This is a genomic window from Shewanella sp. (genome assembly GCF_047975355.1).
In the GTDB taxonomy this organism is placed as follows: Bacteria; Pseudomonadota; Gammaproteobacteria; order Enterobacterales; family Shewanellaceae; genus Shewanella.
Genome location: NZ_JBKEDJ010000006.1, coordinates 283,063 through 297,076, shown reverse-complemented (window position 1 = coordinate 297,076; position 14,014 = coordinate 283,063). Strand labels below are relative to the sequence as shown.

At 40.7% G+C, this 14,014-nt stretch carries 14 protein-coding genes and 1 other RNA gene; 3 read left to right on the top strand and 12 right to left on the bottom strand.

Annotated features, from left to right (window positions below; all coding sequences use genetic code 11):
• Both ACK5NH_RS04035 and ACK5NH_RS04030 read right to left on the bottom strand, forming a co-directional pair.
• Window positions 1–185, bottom strand: a 185-nt coding sequence (locus tag ACK5NH_RS04035) for a hypothetical protein (RefSeq protein ID WP_416917890.1), incomplete at its 3' end; no start/stop codon positions are given.
• A 756-nt stretch (window positions 186–941) separates the two neighbouring features.
• Window positions 942–2,738: a hypothetical protein gene (locus tag ACK5NH_RS04030; RefSeq protein WP_416917889.1), complete on the bottom strand. Its 1,797-nt coding sequence runs from the start codon at window positions 2,736–2,738 to the stop codon at window positions 942–944.
• Window positions 2,739–2,873: 135 nt separating this feature from the next.
• Between ACK5NH_RS04030 and ACK5NH_RS04025 the strand changes: the two genes are divergently transcribed.
• Window positions 2,874–4,472 carry a hypothetical protein gene (locus tag ACK5NH_RS04025; RefSeq protein ID WP_416917888.1) on the top strand — a complete coding sequence of 533 codons (1,599 nt, stop codon included), beginning with the start codon at window positions 2,874–2,876 and terminating at the stop codon, window positions 4,470–4,472.
• Between the two features lie 240 nt (window positions 4,473–4,712).
• Complete coding sequence (locus tag ACK5NH_RS04020; protein WP_416917887.1) at window positions 4,713–5,327, top strand: recombinase family protein; 615 nt, start codon at window positions 4,713–4,715, stop codon at window positions 5,325–5,327.
• 174 nt (window positions 5,328–5,501) lie between these two features.
• Here ACK5NH_RS04020 and ACK5NH_RS04015 read toward each other — a convergent pair whose 3' ends face one another.
• From ACK5NH_RS04015 to ACK5NH_RS04000, 4 genes are all read right to left on the bottom strand, one after another.
• Window positions 5,502–6,680 (bottom strand): HEPN/Toprim-associated domain-containing protein, encoded by a 1,179-nt coding sequence (locus tag ACK5NH_RS04015; protein ID WP_416917886.1) that lies wholly within the window; start codon window positions 6,678–6,680, stop codon window positions 5,502–5,504.
• A gap of 146 nt (window positions 6,681–6,826) precedes the next feature.
• Window positions 6,827–7,009 (bottom strand): hypothetical protein, encoded by a 183-nt coding sequence (locus ACK5NH_RS04010; protein WP_416917885.1) that lies wholly within the window; start codon window positions 7,007–7,009, stop codon window positions 6,827–6,829.
• A gap of 167 nt (window positions 7,010–7,176) precedes the next feature.
• Entirely contained in the window at window positions 7,177–7,503 is a 327-nt protein-coding gene (locus ACK5NH_RS04005) for a hypothetical protein (protein ID WP_115015317.1), read from the bottom strand.
• 36 nt (window positions 7,504–7,539) lie between these two features.
• Window positions 7,540–7,968, bottom strand: a complete 429-nt coding sequence (locus ACK5NH_RS04000) for a hypothetical protein (RefSeq protein ID WP_416917884.1) — start codon at window positions 7,966–7,968, stop codon at window positions 7,540–7,542.
• Window positions 7,969–8,242: 274 nt separating this feature from the next.
• Here ACK5NH_RS04000 and ffs point away from each other — a divergent pair.
• Window positions 8,243–8,339: signal recognition particle sRNA small type (ffs, locus tag ACK5NH_RS03995), an RNA gene on the top strand.
• 148 nt (window positions 8,340–8,487) lie between these two features.
• Here the strand turns inward: ffs and ACK5NH_RS03990 are convergent.
• From ACK5NH_RS03990 to dinG, 6 genes are read right to left on the bottom strand one after another with little or no spacing between them, the layout of a single operon-like run.
• Window positions 8,488–8,775 carry a late competence development ComFB family protein gene (locus ACK5NH_RS03990; RefSeq protein WP_416917883.1) on the bottom strand — a complete coding sequence of 96 codons (288 nt, stop codon included), beginning with the start codon at window positions 8,773–8,775 and terminating at the stop codon, window positions 8,488–8,490.
• A gap of 33 nt (window positions 8,776–8,808) precedes the next feature.
• On the bottom strand, window positions 8,809–9,711 hold the full coding sequence (locus ACK5NH_RS03985; RefSeq protein WP_416917882.1) for a histone deacetylase: 903 nt from the start codon (window positions 9,709–9,711) through the stop codon (window positions 8,809–8,811).
• A 5-nt stretch (window positions 9,712–9,716) separates the two neighbouring features.
• The gene (locus tag ACK5NH_RS03980; protein ID WP_416917881.1) at window positions 9,717–10,412 is read right to left on the bottom strand and encodes a DUF2057 domain-containing protein; all 696 of its coding nucleotides are present in this window, start codon (window positions 10,410–10,412) and stop codon (window positions 9,717–9,719) included.
• A gap of 9 nt (window positions 10,413–10,421) precedes the next feature.
• Complete coding sequence (locus tag ACK5NH_RS03975; protein WP_416917880.1) at window positions 10,422–11,090, bottom strand: primosomal replication protein; 669 nt, start codon at window positions 11,088–11,090, stop codon at window positions 10,422–10,424.
• Complete coding sequence (locus ACK5NH_RS03970) at window positions 11,081–11,854, bottom strand: sulfite exporter TauE/SafE family protein (RefSeq protein ID WP_416917879.1); 774 nt, start codon at window positions 11,852–11,854, stop codon at window positions 11,081–11,083. Before ACK5NH_RS03970 ends, ACK5NH_RS03975 begins: the two co-directional genes overlap by 10 nt.
• A 9-nt stretch (window positions 11,855–11,863) precedes the next feature.
• Window positions 11,864–13,936 carry an ATP-dependent DNA helicase DinG gene (gene dinG, locus ACK5NH_RS03965; protein ID WP_416917878.1) on the bottom strand — a complete coding sequence of 691 codons (2,073 nt, stop codon included), beginning with the start codon at window positions 13,934–13,936 and terminating at the stop codon, window positions 11,864–11,866.
• Between the last annotated feature and the right edge of the window lie 78 nt (window positions 13,937–14,014).

Below are 14,014 nucleotides of genomic sequence, written 5' to 3'. Positions count from 1 at the left end.
ATTACAAGTGCATCAGGAATTAATTTTGAATATTCTGCTTGCAGTTTTTTGGTAGGTACTGATATAAGGTATTTTTTATTCGAGTTTTTAATTTTTGAACAAATAGCGAATGTCTTGCCAGCACCAGCATTATGTTCGTGAATGTATAAAATTTTGTTTGGGGTATTTGTATTGTGTTTAGGCATTTTGGATCTCTTATATTTTATAAGACCACAAAATGAATGGATGATATTTGGAATTGGTAAGTATGTCAATATGTCAATGACATTATATCAAGATTCGATTCGTGGTCGTTGATTGGTTGATTGTTTAATTTTGTATTTATCTAATACATTTGTATTTAGTAAAAAGCTAATCAATAAGTCGGTTTTTTTAAATTTAGGCAAAAAAATACTGAACAGTTTGGTTAATAATTTCCACGAAAAATCATTAACCAATACTAGAAACTCACTTACCAAGTTTTTCTAGTATTTTACTGCCCAGCATTTCCTAATTACAATCAAAACTAGTAACAAATAAGGAATTTGTTATAAAGAGAATGACGATTAATGCCTAGTCAACCACCATATTGATAGTCACTGTAAAAACCAATGACTACAAATAACTAGGATAATTACTGTCCATCAGAAACTATCAATATGGAGATTTGTTTATATGATTAATTATACCATATTAAAAACTGCTTTTTAAAAATAAGGTCATATATTGATAGCCCCTGTTGCCAAGGGTATCAAAGGAAAAATCATTTAAGTAGTAAGGATTATAAATCAATGATTTTAGATATTGATAAATGAACAATTTTATCAATATATGACCTTTAATTTTAGGAATAAAAAATGAATGTAGTAATGTAGTATCATTCTATTATACCTTTATTTAGTGATCCATTTCTGAGCCATTATGAAATGGGTAACTCCTTGCCTAGTTACCCATGTATATTATCAATAGTTAGAAGTGATCCCATAAGCAGGTACATAATTACTATTATTCGATTGCATACCAATGAAACCAGTCATATGAACGATAGTGGTTTTATTGACATTGGTATTCATAAAATTTTGATAACCTTGGTTACGTTCTTGAACCAGTTTTTCTCTTTGCTCTGCCATCTTTTTATCAATAGCATCCGCTTCTTCTTTTGACATACTAGCACGGTCAGAATCACTCAATTTTCCTGACTGAATCGCGCCAATTTTATCAAGTGGTTTATTCTCTGGACTCATCTGTTTCATCATATTATTTGTCGCTTCCTGAAACTCACCTTCCTCTAGATTATCAATAGCATAATGGAAAATCTCTGCTGCTGTTAATGCCCATCCTATCGGGCCTGTTACTGCTTTTAATGCGCCTTTTAATGCCCCTTTAGCACCGACCTTTTTGATTAAACCTTTACCACCATCTTTCTTGATACCATCCCGAATACTATCGGGCTTTGGAGGTGTTGGGTTATTTGATATAGGCTTATTTCCTGAATTGCCTGCTTTCGGTTCTGGTTCAGGTATTTTTTTATTTTTACTAGGTTCAACATCTGGATTGGTATTACCGTTTTTGTAAGCAGTACCTTTACCACGTTTATCAGTATCAGGATTGCTTCTTGTGTTTTTACCTTTTCGTTTTGATTTATCTATATCGAATATATCTAAGTCTATATTAGGGAAAATCGATTTCAATAAAAATGATAAACCTGATACTATGCCGCCAATAATTGCCATTCCTAGACTAGATAGCCCTGCAATGATTTTAGATATACCTAGTGTCATTTTAGATATTCCAGATAGGATAGCCCCAAAAAGTCCATTGGCAAGTTTAGCTAGTGAAGAAATCAGAATTGAATTTTTGATACTATCCAATGCAGATAAAATGTCCTTGTGGCGTGTTTTATTCTCGTTCCTTTCGGCTTTGTTTTCGCCTCGTTCTTTCCTTTGGTCAGCTATATTCTTCTGTATTTTTTCATTATGAATAATTGACTTAGTTTCATTATTAGAACTAGATACTCTGGAAAAGAACTCTCTTGTTGCTTTTTGTTTTTCTACATTGTATTTCCGTTCGATTAATTTTTCTTTAGTACCAGATACCAAGTCGCTAGCTGTTTTATTCGTTTTGTTCAACGCAAATTTAGTAAGCTGTTTAGCTTCGTTATATAACGGTATTTGGTGTAATCCCATTGCGTTCTCAAGTATTCTACCTGACTGATTGAATCCTTGCTTTATTAGTCCAGAACCTAATTCAACACCACCACCAATTGTTTTAGATGCAATTTTTCTGAACATGCCTTTTGATTGTTCAGCTTGTTCCTTTTCTTTATCCAATTTAGCTTTATATGATTTTAAATCATTTAGCCGTTTTGCTTTAAGGTGGTTTTCTAGTTTAGTATCTTTAGTATCATCAGGATTAGTATTAGTTGAACTATTAAATTCGGTTTCATCAGTTTGTTTAACTTTTGTATTGTTTTTGAACTTATCGTTTTCAGAATATCTAAAAATAGGACTCTGTTTGTTTAGCCGCTTTTCTAACTCAATTTTTCGCTTTAAAGTTTCTTGGTATTCTTTTTCTAGTTCTAGTAATTCAGATTGTGAAATCATTAAGTCGTCGCTAACTTCAACTGACTTTTTCATGGCGTCGTCTGATTTTATAATAGTATCATTTAAATTATTGATACCATCAGTAAGATTTGAAATCTTATCTATTGTCTCAGCTATTGGTTTGCTTAAATCGATAGCAACTGAATTTATACTCATTTAATACTCGTTATTTTTATTTGACCTATACAAGTATTTATGTGATGCAGATGTTGACAAATAATTCAGTTAACAATTGACCTCATACGGGTAGGTGATATTATATCTGAGCATATTATATAATGGAGTAATGGTATGAGTAGCGGTTCAATCAGTTTTGACTACGTTATTGGAAATCCACCTTTTGGCAAAACCAACATCCCACCTTTTATTAAAATTTCTTTTGATCTAGCTCAAAGTAAAGGTGTTATAAAATTAATTACACCTAGTACTTGGTTGTCTTTGATTGCTGGCGATTCTGATGAGGAAGAATTACCAGAATTGATAAGCATTATTAAAGACAATAAAACCTCAATAGAATTATTCAACGGGAATGCAGTTTTTTCTAATGCATCTTTCCCATCCTCGCTTTGTGTTGTAACGATAGAAAAAGGTGTACCACCTACGAAAGTAAAAGGAGTGCCCCAAATACTTGTTAGAGGGTTGTTATATGGCGAAGAGTATCAATCAATCGGCTATAACGAGTTTAATGAATGCGGGGCTGAACTGCGCGAATTATTCTTAGACATTCCTCTTCATCAGACATTAAAAGGTTCCTTGCAAGCCTTGCCAGAAGATTGGATGGACAATCTGGATAACAATCCTGCTAGTGACCGTTGGATTGTCAATTTGCCAAGGTATCGAGGTAATATTAAAAAATTAGAGGATTTACAATATGGCTTGAACTGGTTCACACTGTTTTCTGAGAACCAACTAGAGATAGGTGAGGTGATCACTAGAGGCTCACCTAAGACTAAGAAACCTAAGACTAAGAAACCTAAAAATTCTAGTAAACCTAAGAAATCTAGTGAAAAAGAGCCGTTTTGGTTTGCCTTTGATTCTGAGGATGAAGCCAATAATTTTATTGATTTCCTTCGTCATCCACTCATACGAGCATTGGCTAGTGTCGTTAAGAGCAACATCGATAATGATGTGTTTTTGAATATCCCAATGCCCAAAGACGGGTTCAAACGAAAGTACACCGAGGACGAGCTATACAAAGAATTCGGCCTAGGGCATTTGAAGCCAACAATTGAGTCGTTTTTTGAAAAGCTCAATCAGATAGAGCAAGAAGGCCAAGCTTCAAAAGCCAAAGCTCCAAAATCATCCAATGACGGTAAGAGTAAAGAGCGTAAGCAAGAAAACGGTGAGTTTTTCACACCTAAGCCATTAGTAAATCAGATAGTAAGCCAGATTATCGAAACGGTTAGTCAAGGTCTAGGTATAGAGGATTTGGTGTTTGAGCCGAGCCTAGGTGATGGTGCATTTGTGCTAGCTGTATTGAAACATAAGCTCCGATTAGAGACCCCTTATACAAAGGAAGAACAAGCTAAACTGGTTCTGTCTTCTGTGTATGGCGGTGAGTTAATGCGTGATAATTTGGACAAGGCAAAAAGCGCAATTAGAAACATGCTGATTTCTGAATATGGTATCGAAGAATCATTCTATAACAATGAGTTATCAGAAATTGTTGATCACAATCTTGTGCAAGTTGATACTATAAATCCTATATCGAAAAGCAAGTTGCAATGGCCTGAATGGTTGATTGAATCAATCCCTGACAGCTATTGGATCACATATGCATTTCCCAAAAAGCTAACCACGAACGCACACCATGACTACAGGTCGGTGTTAGGTAATCGGATAGTCAAGGCATCTAACAACATAAAGACTGATTTGGCACGTCTTGGTTAAGCCTTTGGGAATATTCTAAATACATGTGCTATTAAGAGGCATACTACCTAATCCATGTAAAAGACCAACTGACTAAAACCAGTTGGTCTTTTTTTATTAAACCTCACAATGACACTATGAATAGACTATCTCCTAATCATAGTATCGATCTGAACCTATAATCACTATGATATAGACGTTTACACCACTTAAATCATAGTATAATATTCATAGTGGTTAAATCATAGTGCCGAGGTTTTTATGATCCGAGTTTACATGCGAGCTAGTACAAATGAACAAGATGCCGAACGAGCTAGGGAATCAATTAAGGATTTCCTAAAGTTGAAAGGTCATAAACCCGCTGGCTGGTATGTCGAAAACATTAGCGGTACTAAATTAGATAGACCTGAATTAAGCCGATTGATTAACGATTCGGAAGCAGGGGATATTCTATTTGTAGAAAAACTCGACCGACTCACCAGATTACCCTATGAGCAATGGGAAACACTCAAAGCAAAACTAAGGGATAAAGGGCTAGTGGTTGTTGTGATGGATCAGCCCATGACTCACAGTGCTTTTAGTGAATCAAACAACGACACATTTACCTCACGTATCCTCACGGCATTCATATTAGACCTAAGCGCATCACAGGCACGTGATGACTATGAAACAAGGCGCAATCGCGCTGCGCAGGGTATCGAGAAAGCGAAGGAACAAGGCAAATACCAAGGACGCAAGAAAGATACTACAAAGCGTGACTCTATCAAAAAATTGCTACTAGCTGGTGAAACCTACACAAGCATTCAGCAAGTGATAGGGTGTTCACCATATCTAGTCCAGCAAGTAAGCCGCGAGTTAAAGCAAGCTACTGAATGAAACCATTGGGAATTAGGGGGGGACTTTAGTGGTTTATCTCTAGCTTATTAGATAAATCGGGACTTAACACCACCAAAGAAATTTGAGATAACTAGAAATGTTATTGCCGCTTGTTTTTAGCTAAGCATTTGATGTAATTTAAATTCATGACGACTAGTACATGCTTTTTGCCCCTTAATTTTCCAAGAGTCCATCAATAATCTGACTATCTACGGATTTTAATAAATCTAAAATTAGTTCAGCTCCGTTTTTGACAGTTTGGTTTGAAATTTCAACTACCTCCCCTTTGATTGTTTTTCCTGTTCTGTGAACTATATCGTGGCGAAGTTGGATGCATTTCGCTAATTCTCCCTGTATCTCTTTAGGTAGATCAATTAGTAGCACACCCGAATAAAAAGTATTGATGGTCTCAATATTATGAAAAGATAGGGTATTGATGTGATTAAGGATTAATGAGTCAAGTTGCTCAAGTGTATGAAATATTTTAGATACACAGATGTTTTTTTGACTTGAATAAAATGGCTTAAATCTTTCTACAAATCTTCTTTTAATAGCTTGTTTATTAAGCACTTGTCTTTTAGCTATATCCGACAGATAGGTTTCCATTATAGTGACAAGGGCACTAAACGAAAGCCGCTGGAGGACTGGATTTTTTACATCAGAGTCACATAGAACTATGATGGCTTCTATCTCCAGTTTCGCAGATTCAAAGAACTTAGTGTATCCAGCTTGCGATTCTGCAATATCACCAAAATCATCTATCCAGCCACTATCTATGAGAGGAAAGACATTCAATTCACAAACTACATTAGGATCAGTTAGTTCAAGAATGACCCATGCATAGCTTTCAGATGACAAACAAGGAAAATGAAATCCACCACAAGTATAATCAGGGGACTCATCGTAGTCCGATAACATAAATTCTAAAAGATTTTGTTCGGCTTCACTTAATACCTGTTTGGTGTTGTCCTGAGAGTTGATTGGCTGATTCTTCGCAATTGGTATCAGTTTTATCCAGCTATCCAAAGAGCAATTTTGAAGACCATCGAGGTATTTCACATATTCTAGATAACAACCATTCTCATGTTCATTAAATGAAGCAACATCATCTTGAATATCTTTAATCCAACGTGCTTTTAGCTCTTTAAATTCAAGTTCTACCGATTCTCTATTGACCCCTTTTAGCTCCAACCTCCGCTTTAGTTTATCAGCACGCAAACGGTAACCAATAAACGTCTCGTTTTCGCCAATTTCTCGAACTCTGTCCAACTCAGAGAAAACCCACTTATAATAAGTGTTTTGCCATTCTTCTAGGGTAAATCCACCTAATTCAATTCCTACCCATGTAGACATAAATCCTTAACCTCTTTTCTTTCATAAGACATGAACTCAGATTTCATTATCTACATATAAAAATTTTACTAAAACGATAGTTAGCGTAATGAAATGTCTAGTCAAAAAGTAAGCTATGAGACAAAAGCAATTTAAGCTAGTCCAATCTACCACCACCAATACTTACGCGCTAACTTATCGATCTCTTGTTGCTCAGAGGGGGTTAAGCGTTTGCCACTAAATCGGCGCTTGTTCTTCAATTGCTGGTAGCGGTCTAAATCACCTTTGTTAGAAAAACTGATGCCGATGATCGCAACAAGCACGAACGCACCTATAAAGAAAGCAATCATTTAGTCCCCTGTGCATGTGTGTAATACAGCTATTAACCGTATTTTCAAAACGAACGGTAATTACCTAGTTATCTACACTAAAATCGTCAAATTCGCTCGACCTAAGGCGTGTTAGTATGTAGCTATTTTGGAGTATTCTAGAAGTCGTTACAGGGTGATACCTGCTATTATCTTGACGCTTTTCTATTTAATATTTGAATACTTTCAAGTACATAAGCAACCAATAAGCATAAACCACCTTTTTCTACGCACATTTTTCTTTTTTCGTTAGTAACCAACGAGATTTCTAACCATTCGGCATTTAGCGCGGCTTTTTCTTCCTCAGAAAATATACTGGTATCAATGTCTTGTCCCAGTTGCTTCTCTAAGTATGGAAACAGTGTTCCTTTTTCTAGTTCTGTCTTAATGTCAGTTATAGATATTGAGTCGTACCTTCCACTTCCTTGTGCACCGTTAAGATAAAAACCTATGAATGTAAGCTGCGTCAGAGTCATCATATTTTCCTTCATAATATTGTTGTAAGAGGTAGCTTAGGCTTTCTGATCCCAGCCTACCACATAGCCATTTTCGACCGTAATTCTTAATGAATAGCGGTTTGCACCTTGTCGATTGTATTTCCAAACTTCTTTAACTTTAGTTTTAAGCTGCTTGTTGTCGACGGCTTCGGGTCGGCCTAGAGAGTCTAAAAGCTGCTCGGCTGTTTGGCCTTCCCAAAAATACCCCTCGGAAATTTTCTTAACAATTAATTCATCACCATACTTATCTCTTAGATACGCAAGGCGTGCTTTCTTCTTACTGCTATTGTGTAAAATCATTAGGATAATTACACCAACAATTATGAAAATTGGGATTTGCCAGCCTGTGGCCTTAAATATTTCTGAGATCACAACAATGGGAATACCAATTATCAGTGCAATAGTGACTAATTTTGCTTCTGCTTTAGTAGATCTTCGAGCCATATACATCCTCTGTATTGTACTTGTGCACCAGTCTTTATCCTTCTGGCATATCACAGACCAACAATTTCACATCAACGTATCAAAAATCATAAAAATACGCCATAAGGTAAATCATGATGCTGTTTCGATAAGTTTTTTGAGTCGTTGAATTTTGAAGGTGATTATATTTGTGAGGTCATAAACACTTGACCTAAGCGTTTTTGGTGGTACAAATAGTGGGTCAATTAACAACTTAACCCACTTAGGTATCTTTAAGCATGTGAATGGTTGCTTACCTTGCAACCCCCGCAATGATAACTTGTGAACTCGGCCAGGCCCGGAAGGGAGCAACCGCAGCAAGCGACTCGTGTGCCGGGGTGTCGGCTCTAGGGGAACCTCCAAATTTCCCTTCTTATACCTCTTATTTTCATCAACACAATTATTTTATAAGTAATATTGTCATTATTAATAATGAGCTTAGCATTTAGCCATCTCAACTGAATTGACTTGAAAAGCTCACGGTATTGTTTTAGTCGGTAGTTAGCTTTCGCTTTCTTCCTGCTGCATTCGTTTTTGTAGATTCTGTTTCAAAAAGGTGCGTGATTTCTCTAATGCAGCTTGGATTTCACGTTTCATCTCTTGTAACTCGTTGTAATCTTCGAAGAAATATGTATCGACAAGGTGGCGAATATAGCGGACTGGTAGTTGATTGAGCGTGACACAACAGAGATCAGCTAAATAATCCTCCGGCAATTCATCCATCAGGCCTTCATCGGATAACATTTCCATTAAGAGAACTTCGTAATAGTTGCGGATTTCGAGTTGCATCGCTGTGCTCCATGATGATTTTTATTGAGTTTGCTACCACAAATGGTTGGCTGCAATAAAAAGTTGGCTATGTCTTTGGCTTAATTGTAGTGCGTCTCGGCTGTAGCCGCCGCCAATTACCGCTGCAACAGGAATATTTGCCGCTTTTGCCATAGATAACACGGTTAAATCACGTTGATATAACCCTTGCTCACTGATCATAAGGTGCCCAAGATCATCATCTTGGTGGATATCGACGCCAGCGTCATACAGGATTAAATCCGGTTGATGTAGGCGAATAAGCAGTTCGAGAGTCTGCTCGACGGTTTCCTGGTAAGCCCTATCATCCGAACCCTTAGTCAGTTCAATATCATAGTGCGACTGCTGTTTACGACTCGGGAAATTCTCTTTGCAGTGGATGGAGCAACTGATAATGCCTTGATGCCTGTGGCTAAGGGTGGCGGTGCCATCGCCTTGGTGCACATCACAATCAAAAATCAGCACTTTATGTAGCTGTTGCTCGGCCATCAGTTTTCGAGCGGCAATAATTAAATCATTGAAAATACAGTAGCCACTGCCAAAGTCATAATGAGCATGGTGATAGCCACCCGTTAAGTGAAGGGCGATACCCGTTTGCAAGGCTAAACGAGCAGTCAAACTCGTCCCCGATACCGAGTGCAAGGTGCGCTCGACCAAGGCTTCACTCCATGGAAATCCGATTCGTCTTAAGGCCGCGTTTGCTAGTCTGCCTTGGATAAATTGCTCGACATAATCTTGGTGGTGTACCTGTATAACATCCTCTGCCGTCATCGGTGAGGGCGTATGAAACTGAGCTGGAACAGCCAGTTGTTTATCGAGTAGATACTGATAGAGCCGTGCGTATTTGGTTGTGGGAAAGCGATGGTGGGCGGGTAACGCCAGCTTAGAGTAGCTGGCGTGATAAACCAATGGGATCATCTTAATTAGAGCTGTGAAATGGCCCAGCTCATAAACTCTTTACGTGTTTTCTCATCGGCCTGTAACCACCAGTATTGCAACATCTGCTGTGGATTTGCACCAGCTGCTTTAGAAGCATCAACCGGAGCGGTTAATGAGGTGGCATTAACTGCCGCCTGCGCCGAAGTCGGTGCTGGTGTCGCTGCTGCAACTGCCGCAGTACCTGCTGTGCCAGTGGCTACGACTGCTGTACCCGAAACATCTACCGCTTGGTTACCGCTAAAGAGACGGGAGACAAAGCTCTCCTCTTCAATATTGGTGTTTGTCACTTGGTAATTTACCTGACCTTTGTCAGAACGAGTTAACACCACTTGCGGGTTTTGAGCGAAGGTTTTAGGCTTTTTAACGACCTTGCCTTCAGCGGCTTGCAAATAATATTGATGATCGCCATCGACTTCTAAGGTCACGATAAAAGGCGATGACTTAACGAAGGTTTGGCTGTCACTGAAATCGTCTTCCACCATTTCGTGGTAACGGATGGCGATTTTGTGAGTGCCTGGCGCCAACTCTAAACTGCTTTTATGATTGAATACGCTGGACTCGACTTTTTTGCCATCGAGGGCAAGGTATTCGAAGGACATAGGGATATTCAGATCTGCAGCAAAGGCTGAGGCAGAGCCGAGTAACACTAGCAGGCTGCTGATTGGCAAAAGTGATTTCATTGTTGCTCCTTAACGATTATGGCTCTGATGCGGACGTTCGAATGCTTGAATGCGATCTTCGATATAACTGATGGCTTGCCTGCATTTACCCAAGCGACGATGCATCAAAAGGATGTCATTTTGCAAACGGATTTTGTCAGCACTATGACAGTTTTCAAGTTTTGACTCCATTTCTGCAATTTTTTGTTCAAATTTCTTCGCCCAATTCAGATGCTTATTCAGTTCGGCATAGATTTCGTGGCTATTTTGTAACACATTGCTGGCTATCCAAGCAAACCCGCTGGCTTGGTGCGACTGGGTCTGTTGTTGGGTAAAACGCGCGCGTTTACTGGCACGTTGTTGATTTTTAGATTTTATATCGATTGAGGTTGTCAGTAATGCCCGCTTTACCGCGGTGAAGCGGTCTTGAATACGTTCACAGCTCATTGCGATGGTTTGCGGCGCGAGTTTTAGGGCGATCTGCTTCTCTAACTGGCCGATACTACTTCGAATTTGCTCAATGCAGGGCATCAGTTGAGCGCCGTTTTGAATAAATAGCGATTGATTAAAGCGTTCTATATCTTGCAGAAGTTTGCGCTGGCTCGGGGCAAGATGACTGTCGTGTTGCAGCACTTCTTGTTCTAGAGTTTTTAGCTGATTTTTCAACATGCTGATTAGCTGCGAAGTGTTCAAAACCATGCGCTCCACGCCAGATTAGCGGCAATTGATAGGACAATTAATATAAACAAAGGCCGAATAAAAGGCATACCAAATTTTATCGCGCAGCGTGCACCGATAAACGAGCCGAGCATCATACACAGTCCCATCCACAGGCCGATTTGCCAATGAACTTGCCCAAGAAAGCCAAAGATCGCCAGCGCCGTCAAGTTACTGGTAAAGGTCATGGCTCTGGCGAGCGCACAGCTATGTAAGAGCGGCAGTTTGTATAAAGAGCCGGAACTGACCGTCCAAAAGGCGCCAATACCTGGGCCGGCAAAACCATCATAAGCACCCAATAATAGGCCCTGAAGGCTTTGTTTGAGTTTGGATTGGGCTTTTGTTGGTGCCTGACAGTCGGTATCCGAAATCGCATTGGGGCTCAGCAAGCTGTAAATCGCGATGCCAATAATCAATAGCGGTAAGGCTTTTTCAAGCCACTGTGCATTTAATAAGTAAACCAACACACTGCCAAGCACCGCGCCAATAAAGGTGGCGATAAACGCCATATACCAAAAGCTGGGTTTGAGCAGATGTTGGCGATAATAGGTCCAAGCCGCCATGGAGGAGCCAAAACTGGCGGCAAATTTATTGGTGCCTAAAGCGGTATGGGGCGGGATCCCAAGGGTAAGCAGGGCTGGAATGGAGAGCAAGCCTCCACCACCGACAACGGCATCGATAAAGCCTGCAATTAAGCCAATGACAGCCAACAGGGCCCAGTTACTGGGCTCGAGTAACAACTCCAAATCTTAATCCTACTCAATGACTCGTCTAAAGGGGGGCAGAGCGTCTAACAAGGATTTGCCGTAACGTTTGGTCACTAATCGTCTATCTAGAATAGTGACTCGGCCATAATCCTGCTCTTTACGCAGTAATCTACCACAACTTTGGATAAGCTTTCGCGATGCATCTGGAATGGTGAGTTGCAGAAATGGATTTCCGCCCTTTATTTTCACATACTCGGCATGGGCTTGCTCGACGGGCGAGGTCGGCACAGCAAAGGGCAGTTTAGTGACGATGAGGTTGGTGAGGTAATCTCCGGGTAAGTCTAAGCCTTCAGAAAAACTGCCGGTGCCGAACAAGATACTCGGCTCACCTTTGTCGCACTTGGCTTTGTGGGTCTCAAGCAATTGTTGGCGCGGGGCATTACCTTGAATAAGAATTTCCTGCGAGAGTTTTCCCTCGAGCAATTCGGCGACTTTCTCCATTTGCCAGTAAGATGCAAACAACACTAAGGTGGCCATTTCGCCTTCAATCAGCTCCTGAATGTGCTCGGCAAGTTCTGCGGTATAGGCATCGTCCGTCGGCTCGGTTTTCATCTTAGGCAAGTAAAGCGTGGCGTTATTCGGATAATCGAAGGGGGATTGCAGGGCGAGATAACGACTACCGTCCTTTACCGATAATCCCACCTGATGGGCGAAATGGTCGAAGTTATTCAGCGCCCGCAGCGTTGCGCTACATAGCACGACGCCAGCCGCCTTTTGCCACAGCATAGATTCGAGCATAAAACCGACTTCAATTGGTGAGGCGCTAAACAGATAATCGACTTGTTTGCCTGTAATTAACTCGATCCAACGGGCCATTGGGGCCCCTTTAGTGGAATCTTCCTTGGCCATCATTTTCCAGAGCTTTTGCAGGTTTTCGAGTCGCTGCAACATAAAGCCCATTTCGGCCTGTAGCGCTTCCGCTTGGTGCTTAGGAATGTCGCCATCTTTTATCGCCTCGGCCAGCAATAATTGCATCTTGTTAAATTGCTTGAGGGCAAGATTGGAGGTGGCCGCGAGATTCTCGGCTGGGATTTTTAACGCATCGGGCAATTTGCCGTGTTCGAAGCGATAGCGGCTCTCGAGATTGGCAAACTGTTTGGTCTGGGTATCACAGAAGTGGGCAACTTGATTGAGCTGAGCGATTAAGTCACCGATATGATCCTGCATCGCCTGCGCTGGGGCGATGATGTTATTGCTCTTTATCTGATTTTGTAATTTTGCACTGGTCTTACCGACTTTTTCGAGCCAGTCGGCGGCGCCCCTAAGCGTTGCCTGGGCGCTAGAAAAGTCCCGGGCGACGATAGGTAAGTGGTGGGCTTCGTCAATGACGTAAAAAACGTCTTCTGGATCGGGCAAAATCACCCCGCCACCGAGCTCTAAGTCGGCAAACAGCAAACTGTGGTTGGCGATCAGTACGTCCCAGGTGTCCACATCCTCGCGGGCCTTGTGAAACGGGCAATTACGATGACTGGCGAGTTGCCGGTGACAACTGTGTTTATCGCAGGCGATTTGCTGCCAAAGATGATCCGGTATCGGTGTCGATAGGGTATCGATTTCACCGTTCCAGCGGCCTTCATTAAAGTCGCTTAGCAGCTCCTGCAGCATGGCAATTTGGCTGTTATCCGGCTTTGTTTGCCACATGGCCATTTGGGTACTGTTATCATCGCCGATCAGCATGGCAAGCTTGGATAAACAGACATAACGCTGGCGCCCTTTTACCAGACCGAAGCGAAAGTTTAACCCTGATTGTTCGAGAAAAAACGGCAAGTCTTTGTGCAGCAACTGCTCCTGCAGCGCAACGGTTGCCGTGGCGATACAGACCTTTTTTTTACTCGCGAGTGCAAGCGGGATCGTGCCTAAAATATAAGACAATGATTTACCAATCCCCGTACCTGCTTCGACTACTATGATGCGTCTATCTTTGTCATAGTCGCCCGCAAGGGTCTTAGAGATTTCTGCCACCATAAAATTTTGCTCGCGCCGTGGCCTAAAATTAGGCAAAGCGGCGGCAATATCTTTGTAGATAGCGCGGATCTGGTTTTTTACGTTGTCAGGTAACATGCGGCACTACTTTATTGAATTAATGCTGTACATAATAACAGTGATTGCATAGCCTAAGAAACTTTTATGCCATTTAAT

Coding starts and splice junctions, on each gene's coding strand:
- ACK5NH_RS03980 (WP_416917881.1), bottom strand. CDS start 10,412: ATGAAATCACTTTTGCCAATCAGCAGCCTGCTAGTGTTACTCGGCTCT.
- ACK5NH_RS04005 (WP_115015317.1), bottom strand. CDS start 7,503: ATGACTCTGACGCAGCTTACATTCATAGGTTTTTATCTTAACGGTGCA.
- ACK5NH_RS03990 (WP_416917883.1), bottom strand. CDS start 8,775: ATGCAACTCGAAATCCGCAACTATTACGAAGTTCTCTTAATGGAAATG.
- ACK5NH_RS04010 (WP_416917885.1), bottom strand. CDS start 7,009: ATGATTGCTTTCTTTATAGGTGCGTTCGTGCTTGTTGCGATCATCGGC.
- ACK5NH_RS03975 (WP_416917880.1), bottom strand. CDS start 11,090: ATGGTTTTGAACACTTCGCAGCTAATCAGCATGTTGAAAAATCAGCTA.
- ACK5NH_RS03985 (WP_416917882.1), bottom strand. CDS start 9,711: ATGATCCCATTGGTTTATCACGCCAGCTACTCTAAGCTGGCGTTACCC.
- ACK5NH_RS04020 (WP_416917887.1), top strand. CDS start 4,713: ATGATCCGAGTTTACATGCGAGCTAGTACAAATGAACAAGATGCCGAA.
- ACK5NH_RS04030 (WP_416917889.1), bottom strand. CDS start 2,738: ATGAGTATAAATTCAGTTGCTATCGATTTAAGCAAACCAATAGCTGAG.
- ACK5NH_RS04025 (WP_416917888.1), top strand. CDS start 2,874: ATGAGTAGCGGTTCAATCAGTTTTGACTACGTTATTGGAAATCCACCT.
- dinG (WP_416917878.1), bottom strand. CDS start 13,936: ATGTTACCTGACAACGTAAAAAACCAGATCCGCGCTATCTACAAAGAT.
- ACK5NH_RS04000 (WP_416917884.1), bottom strand. CDS start 7,968: ATGGCTCGAAGATCTACTAAAGCAGAAGCAAAATTAGTCACTATTGCA.
- ACK5NH_RS04015 (WP_416917886.1), bottom strand. CDS start 6,680: ATGTCTACATGGGTAGGAATTGAATTAGGTGGATTTACCCTAGAAGAA.